32 protein-coding genes and 1 pseudogene are annotated in these 26,341 nt (G+C 67.8%); 16 read left to right on the top strand and 17 right to left on the bottom strand.

From position 1 onward, the window contains the following. The 6 genes from mdcE to AC07UW_RS02915 all read left to right on the top strand — a co-directional run bounded on the left by mdcE (position 1) and on the right by AC07UW_RS02915 (position 5,412). Positions 1-705, top strand: coding sequence for a biotin-independent malonate decarboxylase subunit gamma (gene mdcE, locus AC07UW_RS02940; RefSeq protein ID WP_495211526.1), 705 nt, complete (start codon positions 1-3; stop codon positions 703-705). Next, positions 698-1,348: a malonate decarboxylase holo-[acyl-carrier-protein] synthase gene (gene mdcG / locus AC07UW_RS02935; protein WP_495211402.1), complete on the top strand. Its 651-nt coding sequence runs from the start codon at positions 698-700 to the stop codon at positions 1,346-1,348. Before mdcE ends, mdcG begins: the two co-directional genes overlap by 8 nt. Further along, positions 1,345-2,202: a triphosphoribosyl-dephospho-CoA synthase MdcB gene (gene mdcB / locus AC07UW_RS02930; RefSeq protein ID WP_495211401.1), complete on the top strand. Its 858-nt coding sequence runs from the start codon at positions 1,345-1,347 to the stop codon at positions 2,200-2,202. The genes mdcG and mdcB overlap by 4 nt, the downstream gene beginning before the upstream one ends. Then, on the top strand, positions 2,199-3,119 hold the full coding sequence (mdcH, locus tag AC07UW_RS02925) for a malonate decarboxylase subunit epsilon (protein ID WP_495211400.1): 921 nt from the start codon (positions 2,199-2,201) through the stop codon (positions 3,117-3,119). The genes mdcB and mdcH overlap by 4 nt, the downstream gene beginning before the upstream one ends. A 101-nt stretch (positions 3,120-3,220) precedes the next feature. Beyond that, positions 3,221-4,588 (top strand): SLC13 family permease, encoded by a 1,368-nt coding sequence (locus tag AC07UW_RS02920; protein WP_495211399.1) that lies wholly within the window; start codon positions 3,221-3,223, stop codon positions 4,586-4,588. A gap of 104 nt (positions 4,589-4,692) precedes the next feature. Beyond that, complete coding sequence (locus AC07UW_RS02915) at positions 4,693-5,412, top strand: GntR family transcriptional regulator (protein WP_495211398.1); 720 nt, start codon at positions 4,693-4,695, stop codon at positions 5,410-5,412. 51 nt (positions 5,413-5,463) lie between these two features. Here the strand turns inward: AC07UW_RS02915 and AC07UW_RS02910 are convergent, their stop codons facing one another. Then, positions 5,464-5,802, bottom strand: a complete 339-nt coding sequence (locus tag AC07UW_RS02910) for a hypothetical protein (RefSeq protein ID WP_495211397.1) — start codon at positions 5,800-5,802, stop codon at positions 5,464-5,466. A gap of 154 nt (positions 5,803-5,956) precedes the next feature. On the opposite strand from AC07UW_RS02910, the gene AC07UW_RS02905 reads away from it, so the two are divergent. Next, positions 5,957-6,904, top strand: coding sequence for a nucleoside hydrolase (locus AC07UW_RS02905; protein ID WP_495211396.1), 948 nt, complete (start codon positions 5,957-5,959; stop codon positions 6,902-6,904). A 4-nt stretch (positions 6,905-6,908) separates the two neighbouring features. Here AC07UW_RS02905 and AC07UW_RS02900 read toward each other — a convergent pair whose 3' ends face one another. From AC07UW_RS02900 to AC07UW_RS02875, 6 genes are all read right to left on the bottom strand, one after another. Next, positions 6,909-8,183, bottom strand: a complete 1,275-nt coding sequence (locus AC07UW_RS02900; RefSeq protein ID WP_495211395.1) for an MFS transporter — start codon at positions 8,181-8,183, stop codon at positions 6,909-6,911. A 146-nt stretch (positions 8,184-8,329) separates the two neighbouring features. Further along, positions 8,330-9,466, bottom strand: coding sequence for a metallophosphoesterase (locus tag AC07UW_RS02895; protein WP_495211525.1), 1,137 nt, complete (start codon positions 9,464-9,466; stop codon positions 8,330-8,332). 82 nt (positions 9,467-9,548) lie between these two features. Further along, on the bottom strand, positions 9,549-11,087 hold the full coding sequence (locus tag AC07UW_RS02890; RefSeq protein ID WP_495211394.1) for a TerC family protein: 1,539 nt from the start codon (positions 11,085-11,087) through the stop codon (positions 9,549-9,551). A gap of 62 nt (positions 11,088-11,149) precedes the next feature. Continuing rightward, positions 11,150-11,374, bottom strand: a complete 225-nt coding sequence (locus AC07UW_RS02885) for a helix-turn-helix domain-containing protein (protein WP_223494482.1) — start codon at positions 11,372-11,374, stop codon at positions 11,150-11,152. Positions 11,375-11,387: 13 nt separating this feature from the next. Continuing rightward, complete coding sequence (locus tag AC07UW_RS02880) at positions 11,388-11,855, bottom strand: DUF2975 domain-containing protein (RefSeq protein ID WP_059063423.1); 468 nt, start codon at positions 11,853-11,855, stop codon at positions 11,388-11,390. A 186-nt stretch (positions 11,856-12,041) separates the two neighbouring features. Further along, positions 12,042-12,635: an NMCC_0638 family (lipo)protein gene (locus tag AC07UW_RS02875; protein ID WP_495211393.1), complete on the bottom strand. Its 594-nt coding sequence runs from the start codon at positions 12,633-12,635 to the stop codon at positions 12,042-12,044. Positions 12,636-12,766: 131 nt separating this feature from the next. On the opposite strand from AC07UW_RS02875, the gene AC07UW_RS02870 reads away from it, so the two are divergent. Beyond that, the gene (locus AC07UW_RS02870) at positions 12,767-13,078 is read left to right on the top strand and encodes a metalloregulator ArsR/SmtB family transcription factor (protein ID WP_025873922.1); all 312 of its coding nucleotides are present in this window, start codon (positions 12,767-12,769) and stop codon (positions 13,076-13,078) included. Positions 13,079-13,089: 11 nt separating this feature from the next. After that, the gene (locus tag AC07UW_RS02865) at positions 13,090-14,478 is read left to right on the top strand and encodes a DUF2867 domain-containing protein (RefSeq protein WP_495211392.1); all 1,389 of its coding nucleotides are present in this window, start codon (positions 13,090-13,092) and stop codon (positions 14,476-14,478) included. Between the two features lie 42 nt (positions 14,479-14,520). Here the strand turns inward: AC07UW_RS02865 and AC07UW_RS02860 are convergent, their stop codons facing one another. The 5 genes from AC07UW_RS02860 to AC07UW_RS02840 all read right to left on the bottom strand — a co-directional run bounded on the left by AC07UW_RS02860 (position 14,521) and on the right by AC07UW_RS02840 (position 16,893). Continuing rightward, the gene (locus tag AC07UW_RS02860; RefSeq protein ID WP_033832071.1) at positions 14,521-14,952 is read right to left on the bottom strand and encodes a pyridoxamine 5'-phosphate oxidase family protein; all 432 of its coding nucleotides are present in this window, start codon (positions 14,950-14,952) and stop codon (positions 14,521-14,523) included. A 144-nt stretch (positions 14,953-15,096) separates the two neighbouring features. Next, positions 15,097-15,597: a GNAT family N-acetyltransferase gene (locus AC07UW_RS02855; RefSeq protein WP_495211391.1), complete on the bottom strand. Its 501-nt coding sequence runs from the start codon at positions 15,595-15,597 to the stop codon at positions 15,097-15,099. Positions 15,598-15,608: 11 nt separating this feature from the next. After that, positions 15,609-16,052, bottom strand: a complete 444-nt coding sequence (locus tag AC07UW_RS02850) for a hypothetical protein (protein WP_495211390.1) — start codon at positions 16,050-16,052, stop codon at positions 15,609-15,611. A 75-nt stretch (positions 16,053-16,127) separates the two neighbouring features. Beyond that, positions 16,128-16,367, bottom strand: a complete 240-nt coding sequence (locus tag AC07UW_RS02845; protein ID WP_033830587.1) for a helix-turn-helix domain-containing protein — start codon at positions 16,365-16,367, stop codon at positions 16,128-16,130. 7 nt (positions 16,368-16,374) lie between these two features. Beyond that, entirely contained in the window at positions 16,375-16,893 is a 519-nt protein-coding gene (locus AC07UW_RS02840; RefSeq protein WP_152543169.1) for a hypothetical protein, read from the bottom strand. 50 nt (positions 16,894-16,943) lie between these two features. Between AC07UW_RS02840 and AC07UW_RS02835 the strand changes: the two genes are divergently transcribed. The 3 genes from AC07UW_RS02835 (at position 16,944) to AC07UW_RS02825 (ending at position 19,432) form a co-directional block, all read left to right on the top strand. After that, on the top strand, positions 16,944-18,284 hold the full coding sequence (locus AC07UW_RS02835; protein ID WP_495211389.1) for a retropepsin-like aspartic protease family protein: 1,341 nt from the start codon (positions 16,944-16,946) through the stop codon (positions 18,282-18,284). A 171-nt stretch (positions 18,285-18,455) separates the two neighbouring features. Further along, positions 18,456-18,899: a hypothetical protein gene (locus tag AC07UW_RS02830; protein ID WP_033830584.1), complete on the top strand. Its 444-nt coding sequence runs from the start codon at positions 18,456-18,458 to the stop codon at positions 18,897-18,899. Positions 18,900-18,925: 26 nt separating this feature from the next. Then, positions 18,926-19,432, top strand: coding sequence for a PaaI family thioesterase (locus AC07UW_RS02825; protein ID WP_033830583.1), 507 nt, complete (start codon positions 18,926-18,928; stop codon positions 19,430-19,432). 5 nt (positions 19,433-19,437) lie between these two features. Here the strand turns inward: AC07UW_RS02825 and AC07UW_RS02820 are convergent, their stop codons facing one another. From AC07UW_RS02820 to arsH, 3 genes are all read right to left on the bottom strand, one after another. Continuing rightward, positions 19,438-21,180, bottom strand: a complete 1,743-nt coding sequence (locus AC07UW_RS02820) for a GGDEF domain-containing protein (RefSeq protein WP_495211388.1) — start codon at positions 21,178-21,180, stop codon at positions 19,438-19,440. Positions 21,181-21,235: 55 nt separating this feature from the next. Beyond that, the gene (locus AC07UW_RS02815; protein WP_229655702.1) at positions 21,236-22,201 is read right to left on the bottom strand and encodes an AI-2E family transporter; all 966 of its coding nucleotides are present in this window, start codon (positions 22,199-22,201) and stop codon (positions 21,236-21,238) included. A 146-nt stretch (positions 22,202-22,347) separates the two neighbouring features. Beyond that, the gene (gene arsH / locus AC07UW_RS02810; protein ID WP_495211387.1) at positions 22,348-23,079 is read right to left on the bottom strand and encodes an arsenical resistance protein ArsH; all 732 of its coding nucleotides are present in this window, start codon (positions 23,077-23,079) and stop codon (positions 22,348-22,350) included. A gap of 17 nt (positions 23,080-23,096) precedes the next feature. On the opposite strand from arsH, the gene AC07UW_RS02805 reads away from it, so the two are divergent. The 4 genes from AC07UW_RS02805 (at position 23,097) to AC07UW_RS02790 (ending at position 25,565) form a co-directional block, all read left to right on the top strand. Continuing rightward, positions 23,097-23,426 carry an ArsR/SmtB family transcription factor gene (locus AC07UW_RS02805; RefSeq protein ID WP_080149449.1) on the top strand — a complete coding sequence of 110 codons (330 nt, stop codon included), beginning with the start codon at positions 23,097-23,099 and terminating at the stop codon, positions 23,424-23,426. A gap of 15 nt (positions 23,427-23,441) precedes the next feature. Further along, the gene (locus AC07UW_RS02800) at positions 23,442-23,948 is read left to right on the top strand and encodes an arsenate reductase ArsC (protein ID WP_025873932.1); all 507 of its coding nucleotides are present in this window, start codon (positions 23,442-23,444) and stop codon (positions 23,946-23,948) included. Positions 23,949-23,962: 14 nt separating this feature from the next. Continuing rightward, complete coding sequence (gene arsB / locus AC07UW_RS02795; protein WP_032951566.1) at positions 23,963-24,985, top strand: ACR3 family arsenite efflux transporter; 1,023 nt, start codon at positions 23,963-23,965, stop codon at positions 24,983-24,985. 187 nt (positions 24,986-25,172) lie between these two features. Continuing rightward, positions 25,173-25,565, top strand: coding sequence for a DoxX family protein (locus AC07UW_RS02790; RefSeq protein ID WP_025873933.1), 393 nt, complete (start codon positions 25,173-25,175; stop codon positions 25,563-25,565). 39 nt (positions 25,566-25,604) lie between these two features. Here AC07UW_RS02790 and AC07UW_RS02785 read toward each other — a convergent pair. Both AC07UW_RS02785 and AC07UW_RS02780 read right to left on the bottom strand, forming a co-directional pair. Beyond that, positions 25,605-25,724: pseudogene (locus AC07UW_RS02785) on the bottom strand (LacI family DNA-binding transcriptional regulator); the annotation flags it as partial. A gap of 253 nt (positions 25,725-25,977) precedes the next feature. Beyond that, entirely contained in the window at positions 25,978-26,193 is a 216-nt protein-coding gene (locus AC07UW_RS02780) for a hypothetical protein (protein ID WP_495211386.1), read from the bottom strand. Positions 26,194-26,341 lie beyond the last annotated feature (148 nt).

Genomic DNA, 26,341 nt, shown 5'->3' with positions numbered 1-26,341 from the left:
CTGCCATTGAATTCGCTGCTGGACGCACTGTTCCCGCGTGGCCATGCGATCGCGGTGAACGATTCGGTACTGACCGGCACAGCGACCACCGACGACGGTGAAGTGACGGTGATCGGCACCACCGACAGGATCGAAGTCGGTGTGGACCACGCGCTGGTGCTGGCCGACACCGTGCTGGCCAGCACCGCTGCACATCCGCAGCGTCCCATCGTGATGCTGGTCGATACCGCCGGCCAGCGGCTGGCGCGCCGCGATGAACTGCTGGGCATCAACGGCTACTTCGCCCACCTCGCACAGACCCTGGACCTGGCCCGCCGCCGTGGCGCGCGCCTGGTCACGCTGGTCTACGGCGAATCGGTCAGCGGCGGCTTCCTGTCGTTCGGGCTGATGGCCGACCTCATCCATGCCCTGCCCGATGCGCAGGTGCGGGTGATGGATCTGCGCGCGATGGCACGGGTGACCAAGCAGCCGTTGGAAAAACTGCAGGCGCTCAGCCTGACCTCGCCGGTGTTCGCACCGGGCGTGGAGAACTACGTGGCGATGGGCGCAGTGCAATCGCTGTGGGATGGCGATCTGGCGCATCACCTGCTGGAAGCACTGCGTGCAGCCGTCGACGGTGACCATCGCGCTGCACTGGGCGCCGAACGGGGTGGCCGTACGCTGGCTGCGCAGGTGGCCATCGCTGTGAGCCACGGCAATGCCTGAGCGGCCGGCCCGGCACACGCTGGTCTGGCTGTCGGCCGATGCCGATTGGCGGGCCGACCTGCCCGTGCACGAGCCGCGTGTTGCCGCCTGGTTCGCGCAGGGCTTCCCTGCAGTGGTGGCGCGTCGTGCCGCGGATGATGCCGATCCGCGCCTGCGATTGGGCGTTCCGTTGCCACCGGCCGAAGGCAAGCAGCGCCTGTCGTTGCGCGTACCGCTGTGCGACGTCGCTGGCATGCGCGCTCCGCCGGCGTTGAGCGAGCTGCTGGCAGCAGGCGACGCAGGTGTTCCACAGCCGTGGCAGGAATCACTCCACGACCTGCAGGCACTGGCCCCGGCCCGTGTGTTCGGCGCCTTCGCCTGGCAATGGCTGACCGCCCTGCCCTATGTACATGAGCGTTCGGACATCGACCTGCTGTGGCAGGTGACCGATGCCGCGCAGGCCGAGGCGATGATCGCGCAGTTGCTGGCATGGGAGACCCGCCATCCGCATCGCCTTGATGGCGAGCTGTGCCTGCCCGATGGTGGCGCGGTGAACTGGCGCGAACTTGCCGGCCGCAGTCGCCAGGTGCTGGTGAAACGTCTTGATGGAGCCGCATTGGAAGCGCGTGATGCACTGTTCGTCGCGCGCGAGGCGATCGCATGATTGCCGCCCCGAAGCCGTTGCCGGCACGCGACGCGGTGGTCGACAGCGCACGCCTGGGACGGCTGGCCATTGCCAGCCTGCACGCCGAGTTGGCGTGCGCTCCGAAGCCGGGCCTGGTCACCCCGTTCGACAGCGGCAGCCATGACGACATGGATGCCGGCACTTTCCTGCGCAGTCTTTTTGCCCTGCGCCACTACTTCACGGCGGTGGCCAGGGCCGGTGCCGCCGGCGCCCCCTTCACGGTGCTGCGCGATCACGGTATTGCCGCTGAAGCGGCCATGCTGGTCGCCACCGCCGGCATCAACACCCATCGCGGTGCGATCTTCAGCCTTGGCCTGCTGGTGGCCGCCGCTGCTGAGCGCAGGCGCGTGCATGGCCATGCCGTGTCGGGCGCGCAGGTGTGCCTGGCGGTTCAGCAGTGGAAAGACGCGCTCATCGCTGCGCCGCTGGACCCGCACAGCCCGGGACAGCGCGCACGTGCGCGTCATGGGGTCTGCGGCGTACGCGAACAGGCTGCCGCCGGCTACCCGGTGCTGCGCGAGCTGGCCCTGCCTGCCCTGCGCCATGCGCTGGACAGCGGCCTGCCGCGCGACGCCGCGTTGTGCCAGACGCTGATGCAGCTGGTGGCACAGGTGGACGATCTGAACCTGCTGCATCGCGGCGGTGCCGAGGGCCTGCGCTGGGCGCAACAACAAGCGGCCACATTCCTTTCCGCGGGTGGCGCCTTCGCGCCGGACTGGCGCATGCGCCTGCAGTCCATCGGCGATGCGTTCGTGAGGCGTCGGCTCAGCCCGGGTGGCAGTGCCGATCTGCTGGCCTGCGCCTGGTTCCTGCTGCAGCAGGAGGGCGCATGAGCCTGGCCCTGCTCTGCCCCGGACAGGGTGTGCAGCATCCGGCGATGTTCGACCATGTGCGCGGCATGGCCGCTGCACGCGCGGTACTGGATGCGGCGAGCGACGCGCTGGGGCGCGATGTGCTCGCTGCCGCGGCCGCCGACAACCGCTTCGACAACGCACAGGCTCAACCGCTGCTGTGCGCCGCCAGCATCGCGCACTGGCACGCCCTGCGCGGCGCCGTGCCGGACCCGATCGTGGTGGCCGGGTACAGCATCGGCGAACTGGCGGCACATGCCATCGCCGACAGTTTCGACGTGACCACCTGCCTGTCCCTGTCGGCCCAGCGTGCACGATTCATGGACGCCGTCAGTCCGGTCGATGCCGGAATGCAGGCGATGCTGGGGCTGGATCGACAGACGGTGCAGACATTGTGCGAAATCCACGGCACACACGTGGCGATCGCCAACGGCACAGATCATTTCATCGTTGGCGGCACGCTGCCGGCACTGCGTGCGCTGGCCGCTGCCGCGCACGCACAGGGTGCCGAGGTGCGCGTGCTGCCGGTACATGTGCCGGCGCATACGCCACTGCTGTCGGCGGCGGTCGCACCGTTCGCCGCCGCACTGCAGGCCACCACGTCGCACGCGCCGCTCCTGCCGCTGCTGGCCGGCATCGACGCACGGCCGGTGCGCGACACCGCAGCGGTGGTGCACACGCTGTCCGCGCAGCTGGCACAGACCATCGAATGGGCACAGGTGATGCGCCAGGCCTTCGAGCGCGGCGCGCGCGTGTTCCTGCAGCTGGGCCCGGGCAACGCACTGGCACGCATGATCGCGCCGGCCTATCCGTGCTGCGAGGTACGCGCGATCGAGGAATTCCAGAGCCTGGACGGCGCGGCGGCGTGGGTCCGCAGCGCGCTGCAGCGGCTGCAGTAACGGGTTTGAGCAGTACGTAACGCGCAGTACGTAACAGGCCATACCCCGGGATGGCGGGCTTCCATCCGTGCAACACGCGAATCAGGTGTCTGGGAGGGCGCATGACTCCACAAATTGCAACGATCATCGGTCTGGTGATCATGTTCATCGTCGCCACCGCGATGCCGATCAACATGGGCGCCGTTGCCTTCGCACTGGCCTTCATCGTCGGCGGGCTCTGGGTCGACATGGGGGGCAAGGAAGTTCTCGCCGGCTTCCCGGGCGACCTGTTCCTGACCCTGGTCGGCATCACCTACCTGTTCGCGATCGCGCAGAAGAACGGCACCATCGACCTGCTGGTGCACTGGGCGGTGAAAGCGGTACGCGGCCATATCGTGGCCATCCCGTGGGTGATGTTCGTGATCACCGCCGTGCTGACCGCCTTCGGCGCGCTGGGCCCGGCCGCGGTTGCGATCATCGGCCCGGTCGCGCTGCGCTTTGCCAAGCAGTACAACATCAATCCGTTGATGATGGGCCTGCTGGTGATCCATGGCGCGCAGGCCGGTGGCTTCTCGCCGATCAGCGTGTACGGCAGCATCACCAATGGCGTGGTGCAGAAGGCAGGCCTGGAAGTCACCGAAATGGCGGTGTTCCTGACCAGCCTCGGTTTCAACTTCATGATGGCCACGATCTGCTTCTTCGCCTTCGGCGGCATCGCGCTGCTGCGTCGCGGTTCAATCACTGCGGCGGGCACGGCGGGCACCGCGGAGCTGGCAATGGCCGGCGGCCCGCAGGCCTCATCGCGGCAGTTCGCCATCGAAGGTCACGGTGCGCTGGTCGCAGCCGGTGGTGGCACCCTGTCCAACGACCCGGTGGCCCTGGATGCGGTGGGCCTGACCCGCGAGCGGCTGTTCACCCTGATCGGCCTGCTCGGCCTGGGTGTGGCCGCGCTGATCTACAACCTCAACGTCGGCCTGGTCTCGATCACCGTTGCAGTGGTGCTGGCCCTGCTGTCGCCGCAGAGCCAGAAGGGTGCGGTGGACGGCATCAGCTGGTCCACCGTGCTGCTGATCTGCGGCGTGGTTACCTACATCGGCGTGCTGGAGCATGCCGGTGCCGTGGACTTCATCGGCCACGGCGTCTCCAGCATCGGCATCCCGCTGCTGGGCGCGCTGCTGGTCTGCTACGTGGGCGGCATCGTCTCCGCGTTCGCCTCGTCGGCAGCGGTGCTGGGCGCCACCATTCCGCTGGCGGTGCCGTTCCTGATGCAGGGCCATCTCAGTGCCGCTGGCGTGATCTGCGCGCTGGCCGTTTCCTCCACCATCGTCGATGTCAGTCCGTTCTCGACCAACGGCGCACTGGTGGTGGCCTCGGCCGCGAAGGAAGAACGCGAAACGCTGTTCCGCCGCTTCCTGGTCTACAGCGGTCTGGTGGTGGCATTCGGCCCGCTGCTGGCGTGGCTGGTGTTCGTGGTGCCGGGCTGGATGTAAATGCCTGCGGTAGTGCCAGTCGCTGGCCGGCAACCTCGCGGATCCGCCGAACGATCACGGGTTGCCGGCCAGCGGCCGGCACAACCTGGCGTTACACTTTCCGCATGACCATCGCTCCCGCTCCGCGTCCTCCGAAGAAGCGCGCCCCTCTGTATGAGGAGGTGGCCGAACACGTGCGCGAGCGGATCTACGACTACCGCCTGCCGCCGGGCGAGTGGATCGACGAACCGGCACTGTGCGAGGAACTGGCCATCAGTCGTACGCCCCTGCGCGAAGCGCTGAAACTGCTCGCCGCCGAAGGCCTGGTGCAGATCGATGCCGGCCGCGGCGCACGGGTAACCCGGCTGACCCTGGAAGACCTCAACCAGCTGTTCCCGGTGATGGCGATGCTGGAAGGCCGCTGTGCGCATGAAGCGGTCAAGCACATCGACGACACCGGCGTGCAGCAGCTGGAAGAACTGCACGCGGCGATGGAAGCGGCCGCCGCCGAGGGCAACATCGCCGAGTACTACCGCAACAACTACCTCATCCACGAGACGGTGCAGCATTACGCCGGCAACCCGTGGCTGATCCGCATCACCCACGACCTGCACCGCATCCTGAAGATGCATCGCGGCCGCCAGCTGCTGGCGCCTGGCCGCACCGCGCAGTCGCTGGCCGAACACCGCGAACTGATGGACTGCTTCCGCCAGCGCGATGCTGCAGCCGCCGAACGCACGATGGAACGCCACCTGCTCAGCCAGGGCCAGGCCTTGGCCGCGTATGTGGCCAGCGGCGGATTGTTGAACGTGCCTGCGCCATTGCCGACCGAAGGCGGAAGCTGAGTTCATGGGGTTGCCGGCCAGCGGCCGGCACTACCGGGGCATGACCTCGCCTCAATCGCCGCCGCCACAGCTGCCGCCGTCTCCGCCCCCACCGCTGTCGCCACTGCTGCAGTCGGAACTGCTGTAGCTGTGGCTGCTGTGGCTGTCGCCGGAGGAACCACCAGAAGAATCATAGGCGCCACCGCCAGTGCCATCGCCCCGCGCGGGTGAGTCATCGGCGGTGGCCATCGCCATGCACACGATCGCGCCGACCAGTGGCAGCAGCCACACCACCAGCAGCTGCCCGGCGCGACTGCTGACGGGAAGGTCGTCGCGGCCCAGCACCACGAAGCTGGCCACCAGGTTCAGCCCCAGCACCAGGGCAATCAGGACGAGGGTCACAGCCAGCATGGCGCAGCTCCTTGCGACGGGTTCGGGCCCGCAGACGATACCACCGCCGCCGGTTCGCCCTGCCTGTCATGAAGATGGGACAATGTGGGGCGCGCCGGCCTGCCCTCGGGGCCGCCGGCCCCCCTGCACCACACGGAAGAAGAAGAACAACAACATGCTGAAAGTCATTTTCGATACCGACCCGGGCGTCGACGACGCGCTGGCTCTGCTGTACCTGCACAAGCACCCGCAGATCGACCTGATCGGCGTCACCACCACCTTCGGCAATGCCTCGGTGGAGTCGACCACCCACAACGCGCTGTACCTGAAGCAGGCCTGGGGGTTCACCGCCCCGATCGCGCGCGGCGCCGAAGGTCCGCTGCAGCCCGAAGCCACCCCGGAAGCCTGGCCGGTGCACATCCATGGCCACAACGGCCTGGGCAACCACCCGGTGCCGGAGGCCTTGGACGTGGCCGCTGATGCGCGTCCGGCCCACCAGCTGATCATCGATCTGGTCCGCGCCCATCCGGGCGAAGTGACCCTGGTCGCGGTCGGCCGCATGACCAACCTGGCGCTGGCCCTGCAGCAGGCCCCGGACATCGCCGGCCTGGTGCGTGGCGTGGTGCTGATGGGCGGTGCGTTCCACGTCAACGGCAACATCACCCCGGCGGCCGAGGCCAACATCTGGGGCGACGCGGAAGCGGCCGACATCGTGTTCACCGCCCACTGGCCGGTCACCGCGATCGGCCTGGACGTGACTACCCGCGTGGAGATGAACCGTGACGGCCTGGACAAGCTGGCCGCGATCGGCGGCGCCGACGCCGAGCTGGTGCGCGCCCTGTCGCAGGACTACGTCGACTTCTATCTGCAGGCCGGCCACAAGGGCATGGTCGTGCACGACTGCTGCGCCTGCATCGCCCTGACCCGCCCGGAGCTGTTCCAGTTCGAGCGTGCCAGCGTGCGCGTGGCCACCGACGGCGTCGCCCGTGGCATGACCATTCCCAAGCCGGAAGGCATGGGCTTCGGCCCCAGCGTGTGGGACGGCCATGTCCTGCAGTCCATCGCCATCGGCGTGGATGCGGCCGCAGTGCTGGCCGACATCGAGCAGACCCTGAAGGTCTAAGCGCTCACTGCCCGCCCCGGTACACGGGGCGGGTCTTCGGCACGGTCTCCGGCAGCGTCCACAGCACCGGCAGCACCAGCACCGCCACCAGCGCGATCATCGCCCCCGGCGCCGCCGCCCAACCGCTGCGTTCCACCCACCATTGCGCCAACCACGGCGTCGCCCCGCCAAACACTGCGGTGGCCATGGTCACCCCCAGCGCCAGTCCACTGACCCGGCCCTCGCCGGGGAACTGCTCGGCCGTGGCCGGTGCCGCCACCGCACTGATACCGCCGGCCACACAGGCAAGGCTCACCGCTGCCAGCACGATGCCAAACGGCGCAGCAGAGGCCATCCAGCCGAACATCGACAGCGGCAGCAGCGCCGCCAGCACCGTCAGCCCCAGCAGCAGCGGTCGCCGCCCGAAGCGATCGGACAGCGCCCCGCACAGCGGGGTGATCGCGATCACCGCCACCGCCGCAATCGTCGACAGCCACAGCGCATCGCCTTCATCGTGCCCCTGCGCGTGCAGGAACGCTGGCACATAGGTGATGCCCACGTAGTAGGTGATCGAACCCAGTGCGGAAATCGCGAACGTGCGCGCCACCGCACCAGGATGGTTGCGCAGGACATGCCGCAGCGGCGTAGCCGGAATGCTGCCTTCGCGCCGCTGCCGTTCGAACTCCGGCGATTCGTGCATGCCCGAACGCGCGATCAGGATCACCAGTGCCAGCGCCGCGCCGAACAAGAACGGGATCCGCCAGCCCCAGCTGTCCAGCTGCGGCGCAGGCAGCAGGGCCACGGTGAGCGCGGAGATGGCCACTGCCAGCAGCGCGCCCACTTCGCTGGCCGCCGAGGCCAATGAAGTGACCAGGCCACGTCGCCGCGCCGGCGCGCTTTCCAGAAGATAGGCGACCACGCCGGTGTATTCGCCGCCCACGGAAAACGCCATCACGCAGCGCAGGATCAACAGCAACACGCCAGCAGTCGCACCGGCCGTAGCGGCCGTCGGCAGCAACGCGGTGGCCAGCATGGCCGCGGCCATCAGTGCCATCGAGGCCAGCAGCATCCAGCGCCGGCCGAGCCGGTCGCCTAGATGGCCGAAGCACAGCGCACCGAGCGGACGCATCAGGTAGGACACCGCGAAGCCGGCCAGGGTGACCAGCATCGCCTCTTCGCCACCGCCGAAGAACACCCGCGACAGCACCGTGGCGAAGTACAGGTACAGGGTGAAGTCGTACCACTCCACCACCGTGGAAAGGCCGGCCACCCACATCGAGCGCTGCCGTCCTGCGGTCATTGCGTGCTTTCCTTCATGGCCGCAGCGTGTCATGAAGGCGGTGACGATGCAGTAGATCCACGCCATGCGTGGATGGCCTGCCCCGCCAGACTTTGGCAAACGGGGTCAGAGCCCTTTGCTGTCTGGAAAGGGATCCGACCCCACTGTCACGGCGCCCGGCGCAGGGTGATCATCGTAATCTCCGAAGGTACGCCGATGCGGGCCGGGAACCCGGCCCACAGGCCGGCACCGTTGCTCACGTACAGCGTCATGCCATCCACCGCGTAGCGACCCGAGACGAAGCCGCCGTTGGCGCGCTTCACCAGCTGGTCCATGCCGATGATCTGTCCGCCATGGGTGTGCCCGGACAGCTGCAGCTTCACCCCGCGTGCAGCGGCCTCGCGTGCATTGCGTGGCCGATGGTCGAGCAGGATCACCGGTGCGCTGGGGTCGGCACCGGTCAGGGCGGCCTCCAGGTCGGGCAGCGGCAGGCCATAGCGTGCGGCGACCGGGTCGGTGACGCCGGCGATGGTCAGTGCTGCCCCGCCACGGCGCACCTGGGTGTGGCTGTTTTCCAGCACCTGCATGTGCAGCGCGCGGAAGGCCTGCATCCATTCGCTGTACTGCGCGTAGTACTCGTGATTGCCGGTAATGGCGATCACCCCGTCCGGCGCACGCAGGTCCGCCAGTGGGGTGTAATCGTTGCGGCGCGCCTGCACGCTGCCGTCGATCAGGTCGCCGGTGATCACCACCAGATCCGGCTGCAGTGCATTGCTTGCAGCCACGACCTGGCGCACCCAGTCGCCGGTCAGCAGGCGGCTGGCGTGGATGTCGGTGAGCTGCAGCACACGGTAGCCATCGAAGGCCTGCGGCAGGCCGCTGATGGCCACCTCGATCTGCCGTGGCTTGGGTACGGCCATGCCCTGGCTGACACCGAAGGCGCTGAGCAGCAGCGCCAGCACCGCGGCAGACGGGCGCAGCGCCTTGCTGCGCAGTACGCAAATGGCGCGCGGTGCGCGTAGCAGGCGCGCAGCCAACAGGCCGGCGTCCAGCACCAGCAACACCAGGGCCAGCAGCAGCACAGCGGTGGAACCGGTGGCCAGCGCGGCAATGGCCATCTTCGGAATTTCCGGCGAGGCCATCGTGCCCCAGAAGCTGGCGACGATGCGCAGCTGCACGGCAATGCCTACCAGCAGCACCGACAGCACCACCTTCGACCAGACAGGCAGGCGCAGCGGCCAGAACAGGCGCCAGGCCACATACAGGCCCATCAGAAAACCAATCGTACTCAGCACTACGACAATCCAGAACGGCGAACAGGCCCGCCATGGTGACGGCAGAAGATGGCAATGGATAGAGCCGGGCATGGGCCCAGCCCCGACATCGTCACGCTTCCGGCAGGCGTTCCACCCGCAACCGCGTGATGCGCCGCTTCTCCATCGCCAGCACGGTGATGCGGATACCGGCCACCTCCAGCGTGTCGCCGACGTCGGGTAGGCGCCCCAGTTGCTCCAGCACCAGCCCGGAAATGGTCATGTAATCCGCGCTGCGCGGCAGTGATACGCCGGCCAGCCGCTGCAAGTCATCCAGGGTCAGCGCGCCGTCGGCGTCCCAGCAGTCCTCGCCCTGTGCAACCACGCCATAGCGCTCGTCCTGGGTATCGGCCAGGTCACCAGCGATCGCCGCCAGCAGGTCGTTGGCCGTTACCAGGCCTTCCACGCTGCCGTACTCGTCCACCGCCACTGCCAGCGGCACCGGGTGCTGGCGGATCAGTTCCAGCGCCTGCAACGCACTGGCGCTGGACAGCACGTACTGCGGCTCGCGCAGGTTGCCCTCCAGTTGCAGTGGCTTGCCCTGCAACAGGCCGGCCAGCAGGTCGCGGCTCTGCACCACGCCTCGCAGGCTGTCCAGGTCGCCCTCGCCCACCAGCATCCGCGTATGCGGCGACGCCACCAGGCGTGCGACCACATCGTTGTGGCCACGCGCCATGTCGATCCACTGCACGTCGGCACGCACCGTCATCACGCTCGATACCGGACGGTCAGCCAGGCCCAGCACACTGCGGATCATCTCGTGCTCGGCGGGCTGCAGGCGTTCTTCGGTGCTGCCGCGCTCATCGGCTTCGTCTTCATCGTGGCCATTGGCCTGGCGCGCACCCAGCAGCCGCAGCACGGCATCGGCAGTACGCTGGCGGAACGGCTGGCGCTGCTCGTTGCGCTCGCGGTTGAAACGTATCCACTGGTTGAACGCTTCCACCAGGATCGAGAACGCGATGGCCGCGTACAGGTACCCCTTCGGGATCCTGTAGCCCAGGCCCTCGGCCACCAGGCTGAAACCGATCATCAGCAGGAAGCCCAGGCACAGCACCACCACGGTCGGGTGCTTGTTGACGAAGCGGGTCAGCGGCTTGCTGGCCAGCAGCATCAGCGCCATCGCGATGGTCACCGCCGCATACATCACGCCGAGGTTGTCGACCATGCCGACCGCGGTGATCACCGAATCCAGCGAGAACACCGCATCAAGCACCACGATCTGCGCCACCACCATCGCAAAGCTGGCATAGACCTTCTTGCCGTCCTCGTGATGCTCGCGGCCTTCAAGCCGCTCGTGCAGCTCCATGGTGCCCTTGAACAGCAGGAACAGGCCGCCGCCGAGCAGGATCAGATCGCGGCCGGAGAAGCTGTGCTCCAGCAGCGTGACCAGTGGTTCGGTCAGTTTCATGATCCAGGCCAACGCAGCCAGCAGCACCAGCCGCATCAGCAGCGCCAATGCCAGGCCGATCACCCGCGCGCGGTCGCGCTGGTGCGGCGGCAGCTTGTCGGCCAGGATCGCGATGAACACCAGGTTGTCGATGCCGAGAACGATCTCCAGCACGACCAGGGTTGCAAGGCCCATCCATATCGAGGGGTCAGCCAACCATTCCATTTCAGGTCCGTTTCGTCAGTAAGGGAAAAGTGGTGCGGTGCAGGCGTGCGGCGCAGCCAGGCTCAATCCGCATCCTGCGCCCGCGCAGGGTCATGCCCGAGCAGGTCGCCAGGGCTGCATTGCAGTTCGCGGCAGATCGCATCGAGGGTGGAAAAGCGGATCGCGCGTGCCTTGCCGGTCTTCAGGATCGACAAGTTAGCCAGGGTGATGTCGATGCGCCCGGCCAGCTCGGACAAGGTCATGCCGCGCTGCTGCAGCATGCGGTCGAGGGTGATGACGATCGCCATCAGATCATGCCCATCAAATCACACCGTCCAGATCGTCGCGCATCGCTGCGCCAACGGTGAACACCCGCGCCAGCACGAACAGCATCAGTACGGCCACCAAGCCGGTGATCGACATGCCGCCACCCACCTCCATCCACGCGAAGTCCGGCCCCATCCAGCTGGCATACAGACCGATCACGATGGACAGCACCTCCATCGCCAGCATCAGCCAGGCCATGCGTTGCAGGCGTACGGCATTGGCATGGGTGAAGGGGCGTTCGTTCGCCGCAGAACGCAGCAGCCGCGCCAAATGGCGCAGGAACACCAGGCACAACACCAGCAGCGCAACGATGGCGGCCAGGCCCACGCAGAAATGCAGGAACAGATGCGAACCGTGCATGGCCGCGGCCTGCGCGTCGTGCACGCTGTCCAGCAGCCAGCTGCGGTCGTAGGCCACCAGCGGCACTGCCAGCAGCGCGGCCAGGATGCCCAGCCAGCACATCGCGCGCACCGCCTGCACGGCGGTCTGGGCCAGGGTGAACAAGCCGCGCGCAGGAAGGGCGCGGGCGGGACGAGCGGTCAAGCAGCCTCCGATGTGGAGCGGCCCTGCCGCCCCGGGGTGGATTTATCGATAAACGATATATCACATCCCCGGGCTGTTGGCTGAATCGCGTGTACTCCGGCAGCGCTACCGGGCAGGTGCCGGTGCCGGCGAAGTGGCCTGTTCGAGCATCGCCTCGCCCGGCGAGGCCGAGGCCATCGCCTGCACCCCCGCCTCGGCGGCCTGCCGGGTGACCAGCCGGAAGCGCACGCGCAGCTTGCTTTCGCCCGGCGTTGCCCAACCGTACTGGATCGCCACCTGGTCGCCGGACAGTGGACCGCGCGAGGGCAGCGAGCGGATCTGCAGCGGCTTCGGTGCGGCCTGCATCAACCGCGCGAAGCCCTTCTGCACCACCGCCGGGTCGGCCTTCTCGGCATACACGGTGCAGGTGCCATCATCGGCCCAGCTGACCGCATAGCGGCCACTGGCCAACGGCACCATCCATGCCATGCCCGGCTGGCCCTGCAGCAGCGTGGCGGCCTCGGCCGGCTGCAGCGGCGTCAGGCCATTGGCATCCATCAGCGACTGCAGCCGGGCCGGCGCGCCGATGTGCTGCATGCAGGCAGTGTCGAACAGTTCGCTGAAGGGATCCTGCGCCGGTGCCTTCGGCGCACGCGCAGGCTGGGCCATCACCACGATCGGCAGCAGCAGGCCAGCGATCAGCCAGGGCGCAGGGCGCATCGGAACTCCACGGAACGGAAAACAGCGGGGAGGATGACAAAGCCGGGAGGCAGTACGCAACGGGCACGCCCGCGCTTGACATCACCTGCCACCAGGGGGAACATCAGTTAACGAATTAGTTAATTGCAACCATGGACCGTATCTTCGAAGCCTTGGCCTCCACCGCACGCCGGCAGATCCTGGCCTACCTCAGCGCCGGGGAACTCAGCGCGGGCGAGCTGGCCGAGCGCTTCGATTTCAGCAAGCCGGCACTCTCCAGCCACCTGCGCATCCTGGAAGACGCCGGCCTGATCGAACGCGAGAAGCGCGGCCAGTTCGTGTACTTCCGGCAGGTGCCCGACCGCCTGGCCAACACGCTGTTTTCCTGGGCTGCCGAAGTCTGTCCGGTCGGCGGCCCGCTGAAGCGCGAAGCGCGCGCACGCCGCAAGACCCCCGCCCGCTGAGGAGCACTGCGATGCCCGGTTCGACCCGCACCAGCCGTTCGTTCCCGAGTATCCAGCTTCCGGCACACGACGGTGGTGGCCCGGTGGAAGTCACCCTGATCGCGCAGCTTGGCATTGGTGCCGGCGATGCGCTGGTAAGCGATGCCAGCCAGCGCCAACGCCACCACCCGGCCTTCATCGATGCGCTGGACGAGCCCTCGGCACGGCTGGGTGGCATGCACCTGCAGCACGGCGATCCGTCATCGCTGTACAGCTTCGTGGTGGGTGCCGGCGGCCATCCCTTCCACCGCCATGCCGGGCCGCGCATGTTCACCGCCATCGCCGGCAGTGCCGGTGCCGAGCTGCGGTTTGCCAGCGCATCCGATCAGCAGCTGGCGGACGATCCCTCGCACTTCCTCCGGTCGCTGCGTCGTGTCCGCATCCCGCCCGATTGCCTGTTCACCGTGCGCTTTGGTGGTGGCACCTGGCACCAGTTCGCCTCGAACAGTCCTGCCCACCCTGCCCTGTTCGCGCTCTCGTGCCACAGCAATGAACTGGCCGGGGCAATGAGCGCGCAGGCGCGCGCACTGGCACAGGCAAACGCCGCGGACATTCCCAGCCTGACCGACGTGCTGCCAGCAGCGCACTGGCCCAGCGCAACCACACTCGCCGCCACGCCGTTGCTGCAACTGTCACTGCAGGCGGCGGCGCCCAGCCTGCGCGCACACCTCTGTGCGCGGACGCGCACATTGCTGGGGCCGCTGCGCCGCTTCAGCCTGGAGCCACTGCGCGGATTCGTGGAGCGGGCGACGCCGGCGTACCCGGTCTGCAGCAGCGCGTCGTCGCCTCCATCGGGAATGCTCGCCAGCGCCCTGCCGCACAGTCACTACAACGACACGACCACGCTGACCCTGCACGGCGGGCAGACCCGCCATCGATCGGCCTCCGCCCTGCTGGCCGACATACTGGACGGGTTCCTGCGCAACCCGCCGGCGGGCGTCGGCCGCTTGATGGCACTGCGCAATCGTCTGGTTGCACCACTGCGTCTGCGCACCTCGCCGCTGGGCTGCCCGGTGTCGTCGCTGCTGTCCACCGATCGCAGCCGCGTGTTCGGCGGACGTTTCCCGGTGCTGGATGCCCAAGTAGATGCGGAAGACCGGTGTGCCGAAGTGCTGCTCGGCGCAGACGACCGCCATCTCCGCTTCCGCAGCAGCGTGCGCGTGCAGTTCTGCGAGGACGGCCAGGTCCAGATCAGCCTGGGCTCGCGCGTGCAGACGCTCAATGCGTTTGGCCGCTTCTACATGGCCATGATCGACAGCGCCCATCGCCATTACGTGGCCCCGGCACTGCTGCGCCGCGCCGTTGCACATGCGCTGGCACCGGAACTGGCCGCGTGGTCCGGCACGCCTGCACATTCCTGAGCTGCGGCAGCAATGTGCAGGGGCCCTGTGCGGCCCCCGCGATCAGACCACGATCTCGCCTTCGTCCTCGCCATCCCAGTAATGGATGCGGCTGGCGTGTACGTGGATCAGCACCAGACCCGGCGTATCCACGCCCTGCTCGAACCACCGCTCCAGGTCCTTCACCCAATGCTGGGCCATCGTGGCGCGATCGCGGACCAGCGCCGCCCTGCCCTGCACGTGCACGAACAGCGGTGGCTTGCCCAGCAGCGACTTGCTGCCAGTCAGCCCCAGCGCCACGTTCGGGTCGGCGCTGATCTCGCGCACCATATCGGTGTTTTCCATGGTGAAGAACCAGCTGTCGCCGTCGTAGTCCACATCGCCGTTGTTGCTCATCGGGCGGCCAGCAATCTGGCCGCCGGCATGGGTCTGCAGCATGGTGAAATCGATGCCGGCCATTTTCTTGGCCAGTTCGGGAAGGGTGAGCGTGGTCATGGGCAGTTCCTTCAACAGATGGGTGTCCAGCGTCTGCTCGACGCGGTGACCGATGCGTGGATGGCTGCTGGCACCTTCTTCACGCAGTGGCCGCAGTTGGCATTCCCGCGTGCAGCGCCCCCGCGCCGCGGTGACCGTCACTCATCAGCGCGGATAGCGGAACACCAGGTCATCCGGATCGCTGCGCACCGCCTGCGCGTCCAACACGCCGCCGAGGCGGACCGCCACTGCCTGCGAGGCGTGGTTGTCCGCTGCCATGTAGCTCACCAGCGTCGGCAATCCGCGCACCACGAACGCCCAATCACGCAGCGCCGCCGCCGCCTCGCTGGCGAAACCCTGCCCTTCCTGCCCGGCATACAGCAACCAGCCCAGTTCCTGTTCCGGAAACAGCGGGCCATGGTTGATGCCGACCTGGCCGATGCACTCGCCCGTGTCGCGGCGCTCGATCATCAACGCGCCGTGGCCGAACAGATGCCAGCTGGCCAGGTCGTGGCAGAACTGCCCCCACGCGGCGACCTCAGCGAACGGCCCGCCCATGCCGCGCGCACGGGGCGAGGCCTGGAACGCGGCATACACCGGGAAGTCATCCAGGCATTGCGCGCGCAGGCGCAGGCGCGGTGTCTCCAGCACAGGGATGTGGATCATGCGTGTGCCAGTCAGTACACGGCCAGGAAGCCGCAGCCGCGGCGTTGTGGTTGGCCCTCGACAGTCACCTGCACGCTGGCCGACGTATCCACGCCTTCGGCGTTGCGGCAGGGCTCGCGCTTGATCTCGACGATGGTGGGCTGCTTGCCCAGCTCACCGTTGAGTACCGTCAACGAACTGGGCGCACCGGCCGGCTGGCCGAGGTAGCGCAGCGTTCCAGCGCTGCTGCGGCCAGCAACGGTGAGCGTGGCATCGTGGTTGCCCTTGCCGGTGGAGGCGATCTCGATGGACCAGCCGGCGCCCCCGCCGGTGAAGGCAGGCACCGGGCTGGCATCAGCGGCGATCGACGGATGACGTGGCGCATCGGCGCCCGGATCGGGCCGCGGTGTGCTGCTGGCGCAGCCAGCGAACAGGCCCGCCAGCAGCGTGGCAGTCACAACGAAACGCAGGGTCATGGCGTACTCCTGGGACGGGCGAGTGGCCAGTCTAGGCAGCAGCGCGTGCGCCACCGATGAACATGCGCCGCGCGCTCATCCTTCATCGCCGGGGGCATCGCCCTCGGCGTCCGGGTCGTAGACCAGCAGGTCGCCGGGCTGACACTGCAGGTACTCGCAGATCCGCGCCAGCGTGTCGAAGCGCACGCCGCGCACGCGCCCGGACTTGAGCAGCGACAGGTTCGATTCGGTGATGCCCACATGCTGCGCCAGCTCGCGCGAGCGCACCTTGCGCAGCGCCAGCATGACATCGAGGCGGATGACGATGCTTCCCATCAGCGCCTCAGATGATCGAATGATGGTCGTCCTCGTACCGCGCTGCGGCATCGAGGAAGCGGGCTACCAGCCACAGTACCAGGGTCACCAGCACGGCCAGCAGGTCGGCACCGTCGATGGACAGGCGCAGCTGGCCGTGCGCGCTGGCCGACAGCAGTGCGCCCAGCAGCGGCGCCAGCACGCCGTTGACCAGCACCGCCAGCAGCAGCAGACCGGCAAAACGGCCGAAGCGGCGGCTGCCCTGCAGGGGGAAAAGGCGCTCGATGCGGACCTGGCCCAGCAGCTGCGCCAGCTGCCACAACGCTGCGGCCACCAGTGCCGCCTGCGCCAGCGCCAGCGTACCGGCCCAGGCCAGCGGCAACCCACCCGCATCCATTTCCGCCTGCACCGGCGCGGTGCTGCCCAGCCACGTGTTGGCCAGCGCTGCCGCGGTCAACAGCGGCGCTATCAGCACGCCGGCCCACGCCACCCAGCGCAGCCGGCGCGCGGCCTGGACGAGACGCCTTGATTTTTCTGATTCGCGCATAGTAATTTCTGTTTTACAGAAAATTTTTATCCATCTACAGGATACTTCGGATGACTGCACATTCCAAGCTGCCGCGCGCCCGCGCCATGTCGGTGGCAGCGCTCTGCATGCTGATGTCCCTGCCCTGCTGCGCGGGCCCGCTCTCCGCCGATGATGCGCGGGAGCGCCTGCGGGAGGCGGCCGACGGCAACCTGTCTGCGTTGGCCGATGCCACGGCCGTGCTGCCCGCGCCGTGGCCGTTGCTGGCACAGGCACGGCAGGCAGCGGCGCAACTGCATGAGCGGCAGGCGATCAGCCTGGCCGAGGCCTTCATTGCCCAGCGCGGCGGTGGCACCTGCGATACCGCGCTGGCGCAGCGGGTCATCGCCGATGCGGCTTTCGCTGCGGCCGACTACGCGCGCGCCGCAGCCGCGGCGCAGGCATCCCTGCACGTGCTCGCACGCTGCCCTGCCGACCGCGATGCAGTGGAGGGCAGCCAGACCCTGGCGACACTGGCCGCTGCACTGGCAAGCGCGCCGCCGCAGCGCGTGCAGCAGTTCACGCCTGCGCGCACGGCATTCGCGCGCGACAAGGTCGGCCTGCCGCGCGCATCGGTGCTCATCAACGGCCGTGCGCAGGAATCGGTGCTCGATACCGGCGCCAATCTGTCGGTGATCTCGGCCAGCACTGCGCAACGGCTCGGCCTGCAGATCGGCGACGAGGCCGCGGTGGGCAGTTCGAGCCGGCGCACCGTGGCCACCCGCGTGGCCATCGCCGACCGCCTGCAGTTGGCCGGGCTGGACCTGCGCAATGTGGTGTTCCTGGTGCTGGACGATGCACAGCTGGACATGCCGGTGCCCGGCGGCTACCACATCGACGCGATCATCGGCTTCCCGGTGCTGCGCGCGATGGGCCGGATCCGCTTCGGCGGCGATGGCCAGCTGCAACCGCAACCGGGTGCCGGCGCGGCCGACCTGCCCCGCAACCTGGCGCTGGCGGGCAGCGATCTGTTCGTCGACGCACGCATCGGCGGCATCGAGGTGCCCATGCACCTGGACAGCGGCGCCAGCAGCTCGTCCCTGTCGGCCCATTTCGCCCGCGCACATCCGCAGGTGCTGAAGGGCCTGGCGGTAACGCGCCAGCGCCTGGCCGGCGCCGGCGGCAGCAGCGAACGCGCAGTGGCACAGTGGCCACAGGTGACGGTGCAGATCGGCGGGCAGCGCGCGATGCTGCCGTCGCTGGCGGTCACCCTGCAGGATCCAACCGAGGTGAGCGTGCGCAACCAGGGGGTGCTCGGCTGGGATGTACTGGCCGCCTTCCCGGCCTGGACCCTCGATTTCGATCACATGCGGCTGGAGCTGGAAGGCATCAGCACGCGTGAAGCCGCAACGTCGCTCACAACACCGTTGTGATGCAGCACGCAACACGCTGCGCGCGTTAATTTCGGATGCAGAAAGGGCCGTGATCGGCGCGACACGCGGCTAACAGGGCGCCGTTCAAGAATCGCACGGCCATGTACCAGCCAGGGGATGCAGCGCCTGCCCTGGCCATCGGCTCCCTCTCGGCATCTGCATGGATGGCACATGGACCTGTTCGCCTCGCTCGCGTTCGGCAGCTACCTGCTGGCCTTTTTCATCGTCGCGCTGTTCGCAGCGGCCTACCTGAAACGCTCGGAGTTCATGCCCTACCACGGTGAAGCGGTCGGGCTGGCCTGGGGCGGCGTCCCACCGCGCATGCAGGTGCTGCTGATGGCATTGATCAAGGTGGTCGGCGCGGGCTGGATCGCGCTGGCCGGAGCAGGGGTGATGCTGGCCTGGCTGATCTTTTTCGGTGGTCACTTCGCGCTGCCACAGCTGGTCGCCTTCCAGCTGTTCTGTCTGCTGGCCACGTTGCCACCGGTCGCGGTCGCATCCGGCGTGCGAAAGCGCACGGGTGCCAGGACGCCGGTCTCTGCCGGTGCGGCCGTGGTCGCGCTGTGCTGCATCGGATTCCTGCTGGCCCTGCTGTCGCTGCTGCAACCTGCCTGACCTCCCCCCACACCGAGGTTTCCCGCATGAATCCCCAGTCCCTGCTGTACAGCGTGATCAACGGCGACCTTCCTCCGTCCAAGGCCGGCCTGTTGCTGGGGTGGCGTTTCATCAGCCACGATCCCGCACAGGACCAGATCAATGTCGAGTTCGATGCCAGCACAGCCCTGACCAACCCGATGGGCAACATCCAGGGCGGCTTCCTGTCGGCGATGCTGGATGACTGCATGGGCCCGGCGATCTACGCAACGCTGCCGCCCAACCGGTTGGCGGTAACGGTCGAATCGAAGACCAGTTTCGTCAGTCCCGCCCGTCCCGGGCGCATCATCGGCTGGGGGCAGATCGAGCACAGCAAGGGCAGCATCATTTTCACCCGCGGGCGCCTGACCTCGCCCAGCGGCCGCTTGCTGGCCACGGCCAGCGCCACGTTCCGCGTGGGGGCGATGCGCTGGCGCGGACTGCCGGTGCCCAGCACCGTGGCCCGGCACATGGTCGGCCACATCCTGCGCAGGGCGCAGGCGGACAATGGCTGACCGGCTCAGCGCGCGGCGCGTCCGTTGCCCGCCACCTGCACCCGGTCGCGGCCCAGCGCTTTGGCCTCGTACATGGCGGCGTCGGCGGCACGCACCAGCGCGTGCCAGCCGATCGGGTCAAGCGCGCCCTGGGCAACACCGAAGCTGGCAGTGACCCGCAGGATGTCACGGCTGCCCAGCACGATGTCTTGCGCACGCAATGCCACCCGCAGCGACTCGGCCAACCGCCGGCCACTGGCCAGATCACCGTCGGCCAGCAGCACCAGGAATTCCTCGCCGCCGTAACGGGCGATGCTGTCGTTGCGGCGCAGATGGCTGCGCAGCAACTGCGCCACCTGCACCAGCACGTCATCGCCGGCCGCATGCCCCTGGCCATCGTTGATCGCCTTGAAATGGTCCACGTCCAGCAGAATCACCACCGCCTGCGTGCTTCCATCGGCACGCCGCTGCCGTACCCGTTCCTCCAGCGAGCGCCGGTTCAACAGGCCGGTCAGCTGATCGGTATCGGCCAGCTCGCGCAGCTCACGGGTCAATGCCGAGCGCTGGTGCGATTTCGCCCGCAGTACCTCGATGGCATCGAACAGGCGCTGCATTTCCGCCATCGGGTGGGTGGCGTGCTGCTCTGCACCCGGCGTGTCCGAGGCGATCTGGATCACCTGCGCCTGTGCCTGCAGCAACGGCCGCAGGATCTGCACGTGGGCGATGCGCAGTGCCAGCGCAAGCAGCAGTACAGTCCCCAGCACCGTGGCGGCCAGCACGGCAAGACGTACCGCTTCCTTGTTGCGGGTGTGCTCGAAGCGCGCGATCGAAACGCCAAGGTAACCATCGCGCAGCGCTTCCAGCGATTGCAGGGTGGGCACGTAGCGCGCGGTGAACTCGGCCGCCGTCCAGGGTGGCGGTACGCCGCGCCGGCCATCGTCGATCAGCTTTTCCACCATCGGCAGCGACTGGCCGAAGAACTGCCGGCGCGCCATGTCCCAGTGCAGGGACAGCGCCGGCTCGCTGCGGAACACCGATTCGTGGCTGGCCGCCAATCGCCACAGCTCCAGCAGGCGGCCCTCGGTCTGCTGCGCAGCGCGTACCTGCGGCTCCCGCCACGCGCCGGGCACGGCCAGCGGCGCCATCACGTTGGATGCCAAGCGGCCACCGTGCTCGCGCAGGTCGATCAGGATCTGCCCCTGCATGGCAGGAATCGCGGCTTCGCGATCAGCCGCGACCAGATCGCTGATCTGCACCGAGGTCAGCGCCTGCAGCCGGTCATACACCGCGAACATGTTGTTGATCGCGTGCTCCACCTCCTCTGCCGAGCGTTCGCCTCTTGGCAGCGCGGCCACCCGGTCGACCGCGGCGCGCGCAGTCTGCAACCGGCGCCGCGCTTCGTGCAGGCGCGGTGTTTCGTCCACCACCCGCGGGTCGTTCTGGAACACGCTCTGCAGGTGCTGCGTCGCTGCGTCCACCCGCTGCCGTGCGACCGCCAGCTGCGTGGCCAGTCGGCGCTGCTCCTGCACATCGGTGCTGTCGGCGCCGAGCAGGCTGTTGGCCGGTCCACGCTCGGCCGACACCAGATTGGCCAGTTCGAAGGTCTGCCGCAGTTGCTGCAGGCTGACCAGGTTGGCCTTGGCTTCGGTGTAGCGCTGCGTGCCCTGCACCAGCGCGATGGCCATCAGCGGCAGCGTGCACAGCACGAACAGGCCACCGAGGATCCAGAGCCAGGTCTGCAGTCCGTTTGGCGATCCCCTGCGGCCCATCGATGTGTCCCCTGGCGTGCGGATCAGTGTAGCGCTCTGCCCGGGTGAAGGCGGGTCAGATCCAGCGCTGGTCCACCAGTTCGCGCTTCACGTAGGCGTAGAACACTGGCGCGGCTACCAGCCCGGGCAGGCCGAAGGCCGCCTCCATCACCAGCATGGCCAGCAGCAGCTCCCAGGCGCGCGCCTGGATCTCGCCGCCGACGATGCGCGCGTTGAGGAAGTACTCCAGCTTGTGGATCACCACCAGGTACAGCAGCGCAGCCACGGCCACATAGAACGACACCGACAGCGCGACGATGGCGATGATGGTGTTGGAGATGATGTTGCCCACCACCGGCAGCAGGCCCGCCAGGAAGGTGATCAGCACCAGCGTCTTCGACAACGGCAGGTGCACGCCGAACAGCGGCAGCACGCCCAGCAGGAAGATGGCGGTGAACACAGTGTTGAGCAGCGAGATCTTGACCTGTGCGAACACCACCTGGCGGAACGCGGTGGCCAGGCGGCTGGTGCGGCCGATCAGTTCCTGCGCCAGCGGGCCCATCTTCGGCAGCGGCAGTTCGTCGTACAGCGCGATCATCGCGCCCAGCACCATGCCGATCAGCACCCGCACGCCCACCTGCACCACCGATGTGCCGGCCACGCCCAACTGGCGCTGGTGCTCGGCGGCCCATTCGTTCACGGCGGCGCGCAGCGCCGTCAGATCCTCTGGAATGTAGGGCTGCAGCAGGGCCGGCACCTGGTGGCGCGAGGTGTTGAGGATGTCCATCAACCGCGCCAGCAGCACGTCCGGGCCACCGGTCTCGTTGCGGAAGAACGAGGCCACGCCGATACCGGCCAGCACCAGCACGCTGATGATCACCGCCGACAACACGATCACCGCGATCGCCCGCGCCCGGCCGGGACGCAGCTTGCCTTCCACGGTGGAGGCCAGCACATGGGTCAGCTGGAACACCAGCAGGCCCGACAGCAGGGTCACCACCAGGCCAAGCTTCAGTGCCAGCCACATGCCTAGCAGCATCATCAGCCAAGCGGCGATGCGTGCGGCGGGAGGCCTGGGCAGGGTCGGGATGACGAGGGACATCGGGGCACATCCTGGTGGGGTGGCCCATGGTAGTGGATTGAGGTGATGCGCCCGCGCATGCGCATCCCTGTGGCGGTCGCGTGCCGTCAGCGTGCGACCACCGCCCCTGCCGCACGCGCCAATGCGGCCGCCTCCTGATCACCCTTGCGCTCGCTGTAGCGATCCACCAGGTAGTCCGAACGATCCCGCGTGAGCAGGGTGAACTTGACCAGTTCCTCCATCACATCCACCACCCGGTCGTAGTACGCCGAGGGTTTCATCCGCCCGTTCTCGTCGAACTCCTGCCATGCCTTGGCCACCGAAGACTGGTTGGGGATGGTCAGCATGCGCATCCACCGTCCCAGCACGCGCAGCGTGTTGACCGTGTTGAACGACTGCGAACCGCCACTGACCTGCATCACCGCCAGCGCCCTGCCCTGCGTCGGGCGCACGCTGCCGTCTTCCAGCGGCAGCCAGTCGATCTGGTTCTTGAACACGCCGGTGACCGTGCCATGGCGCTCCGGGCTGATCCAGACCTGGCCTTCGGACCAGTGCGACCACGCGCGCAGGCGCTGCACTTCAGGGTGATCGGCGCCGACGCTGTCGAGCATGGGCAACGCATGCGGATCGAACACCCGGGTCTCGCAGCCGAGGTGGCGCAGCAGGCGCTCGGCCTCCAGCGCCAGCTTGCGGCTGAACGACTGCGGGCGCAGCGAGCCATACAACAGCAGGATCCGCGGCGGGTGTGCGCGGCCGGCGCCCAGCAGGGACGGGTCGGGCTGGGGAAGCGAGGCTTCGGCCAGATTCGGAAGGGTGGCGCTTGCGATGGATTCATTCATTCGACTATTCTAGAAATATGGAAACGAAGAATGCAATCGCCGCGCTTACCGCCCTTGGCCATGCCACCCGCCTGGCCGCGTTCCGGCTGCTGGTCGAAGCCGGCCCGGCCGGACGCATGGCCGGTGACATAGCCGCCGCCCTGCAGGTACCGCCGGCCACGCTCAGCTTCCACCTGAAGGAGCTGCTGCAGGCCGGGCTGGTCGAGAGCGAGAGCCAGGGCCGCAATGTCTGCTACCGCGCCAACTTCAGCGCGATGACCGGCCTGATCGACTACCTCACCCACAACTGCTGCGCAGGCTCGCCCGATCCGGCCTGCAGCCCCACCTCCCCTGATTGCGCCTGCTGACCGGAGATCTGCTTCGTGACCACCCAACGCGTCCTGTTCCTGTGCACGGGCAATTCCGCCCGCAGCGTCCTTGCCGAAGCCACGCTGCGGGCGTGGGCCGGTCATCGCTTCGAGGTCTTCAGCGCCGGCAGCCAGCCCACCGGCGAGGTCAATCCGTTCGCACTTGCGCAATTGCAGGCCGAGGGCATTGCAACGGCAGGCCTGCGCAGCAAATCGTGGGACGAGTTCGCCGACGGCGCGCCGATGGACCTGGTGATCACGGTGTGCGATGCCGCGGCCGCCGAGGCATGCCCGGTGGTGTTCGGCGATTTCGTCCGCGCGCACTGGGGCCTGCCTGATCCGGCCGCCGTTGATGGCAGCGCGGAGGACAAGGCGGCTGCATTCGCGCAGGCCCATGCCATCGTCAAGGCACGGTTGCTGGCCCTGCTGGCATTGCCCGCAGCTACATGGTCCGACCGCGGGCCGTTGAAGGACGCGCTGGATCGCATTGGCTTCGTGCAGCCCGGGGACGGCCAGGCGTGAGCGCACCGACACCGATGGGATTGTTCGAGCGTTACCTGACCCTGTGGGTGGCGCTGTGCATCGTGGCCGGCACCCTGCTTGGCCACGCGCTGCCGCAGCCATTCGCTGCACTGGCGTCGGCGGAGGTGGCCAAGGTCAACCTGCCCATCGCGGTGCTGATCTGGCTGATGATCATCCCGATGCTGCTGCGGGTCGATTTCAGTGCGATGCGCCAGCTCGGGCAGCACTGGAAAGGCATCGGCGTGACGCTGTTCATCAACTGGGCAGTCAAGCCTTTCTCGATGGCGTTGCTGGGTTGGTTCTTCCTGCGCCACGTGTTCGCCGACGCGCTGCCCGCCGCGCAGATCGACAGCTACATCGCCGGGCTGATCCTGCTGGCAGCAGCGCCCTGCACCGCGATGGTCTTCGTGTGGAGCAACCTGTGCCGCGGCGATGCCAATTTCACCCTCAGCCAGGTCGCGTTGAACGACGCGATCATGGTGGTGGCCTATGCACCGGTGGTGGCGCTGTTGCTGGGCCTGTCGGCGATCAGCGTGCCATGGGACACGCTGCTGCTGTCGGTGTCGCTGTACATCATCGCGCCGGTGCTGGTGGCCGCACTGCTGCGGCGCTGGATGCTGGCCCGTCGCGGCCAGGCTGGCCTGCAGTCCGCGCTGCGCACGCTGGGCCCGGTCTCGCTGCTGGCCCTGCTGCTGACGCTGGTGCTGCTGTTCGGCTTCCAGGGCGAGCAGATCGTTCGGCAGCCGCTGGTCATCGCCATCCTGGCGGTGCCGATCCTGATCCAGGTCTACTTCAACTCCGGGCTGGCCTACCTGCTCAACCGGCGCCTGGGTGTTGCCCACTGCGTGGCCGGTCCCTCGGCGCTGATCGGCGCCAGCAACTTCTTCGAACTGGCCGTGGCCACCGCCGTGGGCCTGTTCGGCGTGCATTCCGGCGCGGCGCTGGCCACGGTGGTCGGCGTGCTGATCGAAGTACCGGTGATGCTGTCGGTGGTGCGCATCGTCAATGCATCGCGCGGCTGGTACGAGCGGCGCTGAGGCAAGGACGCACCGCGCGGGTCGGCAGGCTGCCGGCGCCATCGCTCTCAACATCCACTTCACCCGTGATGGGATTCGATGGCTGGACAGGAGCTCCTGCTGCAGCGCCCCGGTCGGTTGGGCAAGGGCATACCGCCCTGCATGGTTGTTGATCATCCCCCGCCCTGCCCACCCTGAGGACGTTGCCGTGGACACATCACTTCACTCCCTTGCGAAGCTGGCCGCCCGCGTGTTGCTGATGCTGCTGTTCCTGGTATCGGGCCTGGGCAAGCTGTCCGACCCGGCGGCAACACAGGGCTACATGGCGGCGATGGGTCTCCCCGGCATCCTTCTGTGGCCGACCATCCTGTTCGAGATCGGCACGGCCCTGTGCATCCTGCTCGGTTTCCAGACCCGGGCAGTGGCAGCGGTGCTCGCCGCCTTCAGCCTGGTCACGGCCTTCATCTTCCACCACCAGCTCGCCGACCCGGTGCAGCAGATCATGTTCCTGAAAAATCTGGCCATCGCCGGCGGCTTCCTGCTGCTGGCCTGCAGCGGGCCTGGCCGCTTCAGCGTGGACGCCAGGCGCGGCAAGCCCTGAGCCGGGCAAAGCGCGGAATCCCGCCGCCCTGCCCTTGCCTCAGCGACCCTTGGGCGGGGCCGTCGAACCCCGCAACATCAGGCTGAAATCCAGCGTCTGCTGAAGCGGCACATCGACACGTTCGATGATGGCGAGCAGCAGGTTCACCGCGCGTGCACCGCACTGCGGATATGGATCGATACTGGCGCCGTAGAGGTGGACCTGGTGCGTGCGCAAGTCGATATACAGGTGACCATAGGCCAGTGTCGCGTACTGCTTGGCCTCACGCCGCGCAAGGTAGACACACAAGCCGGGCGACAAACCGCGCAGGATCGATGTTGGCCGGCAGCGAATCAGTGGCACCGCGTTCGATGCTGGCCAAGTCGATCTGGCCCTCGTTCGGATGAGTTACTGCCACGACATTGGCAATCCGTCAGGTCGGGCGGTGGCAGAGCGGCCGCGACGCCACGTCACAGGTGGCCGCATCGAACACGGTGGCCGATGCAAGTGCGACCGCCCACGCAGCATTGTTTGCAAAATCGAGCTCCGGGCCGCTGTCGCCCAAAGCGGTGATCAGCGCCTGTTGATGCTTCTCACGGCCCCCGAGCAGCAGCACGCTTGCACCCGTGGTAAAGCTTGAAGGGTACATCGTGGTTCCAACCGCTATCTATCGCCGGGCGAACCGCGGGTGTGTCGGTCTGACGCGAGATGTCGTGCGGCTTGCGGCCCACGTTGACGCATTCGCCCGCATCTCCTCACCGCGTTGCCGGGCGTCGACGAGCCAGATGCTCTGCATC

Source organism: Stenotrophomonas sp. GW821-FHT02D01 (genome assembly GCF_059421765.1).
This window is presented reverse-complemented; position numbering and strand designations above follow the sequence as displayed.

Excerpts from the sequence above, each read along its gene's own strand:
- AC07UW_RS02840 (WP_152543169.1), bottom strand. The coding sequence starts at position 16,893 with ATGCGCGAATCAGAAAAATCAAGGCGTCTCGTCCAGGCCGCGCGCCGG.
- arsB (WP_032951566.1), top strand. The coding sequence starts at position 23,963 with ATGGGATTGTTCGAGCGTTACCTGACCCTGTGGGTGGCGCTGTGCATC.
- AC07UW_RS02830 (WP_033830584.1), top strand. The coding sequence starts at position 18,456 with ATGGACCTGTTCGCCTCGCTCGCGTTCGGCAGCTACCTGCTGGCCTTT.
- AC07UW_RS02885 (WP_223494482.1), bottom strand. The coding sequence starts at position 11,374 with ATGGCGATCGTCATCACCCTCGACCGCATGCTGCAGCAGCGCGGCATG.
- AC07UW_RS02850 (WP_495211390.1), bottom strand. The coding sequence starts at position 16,052 with ATGACCCTGCGTTTCGTTGTGACTGCCACGCTGCTGGCGGGCCTGTTC.
- AC07UW_RS02910 (WP_495211397.1), bottom strand. The coding sequence starts at position 5,802 with ATGCTGGCTGTGACCCTCGTCCTGATTGCCCTGGTGCTGGGGCTGAAC.
- AC07UW_RS02920 (WP_495211399.1), top strand. The coding sequence starts at position 3,221 with ATGACTCCACAAATTGCAACGATCATCGGTCTGGTGATCATGTTCATC.
- AC07UW_RS02820 (WP_495211388.1), bottom strand. The coding sequence starts at position 21,180 with ATGGGCCGCAGGGGATCGCCAAACGGACTGCAGACCTGGCTCTGGATC.
- AC07UW_RS02855 (WP_495211391.1), bottom strand. The coding sequence starts at position 15,597 with ATGATCCACATCCCTGTGCTGGAGACACCGCGCCTGCGCCTGCGCGCG.
- AC07UW_RS02835 (WP_495211389.1), top strand. The coding sequence starts at position 16,944 with ATGACTGCACATTCCAAGCTGCCGCGCGCCCGCGCCATGTCGGTGGCA.
- AC07UW_RS02805 (WP_080149449.1), top strand. The coding sequence starts at position 23,097 with ATGGAAACGAAGAATGCAATCGCCGCGCTTACCGCCCTTGGCCATGCC.
- AC07UW_RS02825 (WP_033830583.1), top strand. The coding sequence starts at position 18,926 with ATGAATCCCCAGTCCCTGCTGTACAGCGTGATCAACGGCGACCTTCCT.
- AC07UW_RS02890 (WP_495211394.1), bottom strand. The coding sequence starts at position 11,087 with ATGGAATGGTTGGCTGACCCCTCGATATGGATGGGCCTTGCAACCCTG.
- AC07UW_RS02865 (WP_495211392.1), top strand. The coding sequence starts at position 13,090 with ATGCCCGGTTCGACCCGCACCAGCCGTTCGTTCCCGAGTATCCAGCTT.
- mdcH (WP_495211400.1), top strand. The coding sequence starts at position 2,199 with ATGAGCCTGGCCCTGCTCTGCCCCGGACAGGGTGTGCAGCATCCGGCG.
- AC07UW_RS02880 (WP_059063423.1), bottom strand. The coding sequence starts at position 11,855 with ATGTGCTGGCTGGGCATCCTGGCCGCGCTGCTGGCAGTGCCGCTGGTG.
- AC07UW_RS02875 (WP_495211393.1), bottom strand. The coding sequence starts at position 12,635 with ATGCGCCCTGCGCCCTGGCTGATCGCTGGCCTGCTGCTGCCGATCGTG.
- mdcG (WP_495211402.1), top strand. The coding sequence starts at position 698 with ATGCCTGAGCGGCCGGCCCGGCACACGCTGGTCTGGCTGTCGGCCGAT.
- AC07UW_RS02870 (WP_025873922.1), top strand. The coding sequence starts at position 12,767 with ATGGACCGTATCTTCGAAGCCTTGGCCTCCACCGCACGCCGGCAGATC.
- AC07UW_RS02905 (WP_495211396.1), top strand. The coding sequence starts at position 5,957 with ATGCTGAAAGTCATTTTCGATACCGACCCGGGCGTCGACGACGCGCTG.
- arsH (WP_495211387.1), bottom strand. The coding sequence starts at position 23,079 with ATGAATGAATCCATCGCAAGCGCCACCCTTCCGAATCTGGCCGAAGCC.
- mdcB (WP_495211401.1), top strand. The coding sequence starts at position 1,345 with ATGATTGCCGCCCCGAAGCCGTTGCCGGCACGCGACGCGGTGGTCGAC.
- AC07UW_RS02780 (WP_495211386.1), bottom strand. The coding sequence starts at position 26,193 with ATGTACCCTTCAAGCTTTACCACGGGTGCAAGCGTGCTGCTGCTCGGG.
- AC07UW_RS02860 (WP_033832071.1), bottom strand. The coding sequence starts at position 14,952 with ATGACCACGCTCACCCTTCCCGAACTGGCCAAGAAAATGGCCGGCATC.
- AC07UW_RS02915 (WP_495211398.1), top strand. The coding sequence starts at position 4,693 with ATGACCATCGCTCCCGCTCCGCGTCCTCCGAAGAAGCGCGCCCCTCTG.
- AC07UW_RS02845 (WP_033830587.1), bottom strand. The coding sequence starts at position 16,367 with ATGGGAAGCATCGTCATCCGCCTCGATGTCATGCTGGCGCTGCGCAAG.
- AC07UW_RS02900 (WP_495211395.1), bottom strand. The coding sequence starts at position 8,183 with ATGACCGCAGGACGGCAGCGCTCGATGTGGGTGGCCGGCCTTTCCACG.
- AC07UW_RS02815 (WP_229655702.1), bottom strand. The coding sequence starts at position 22,201 with ATGATGCTGCTAGGCATGTGGCTGGCACTGAAGCTTGGCCTGGTGGTG.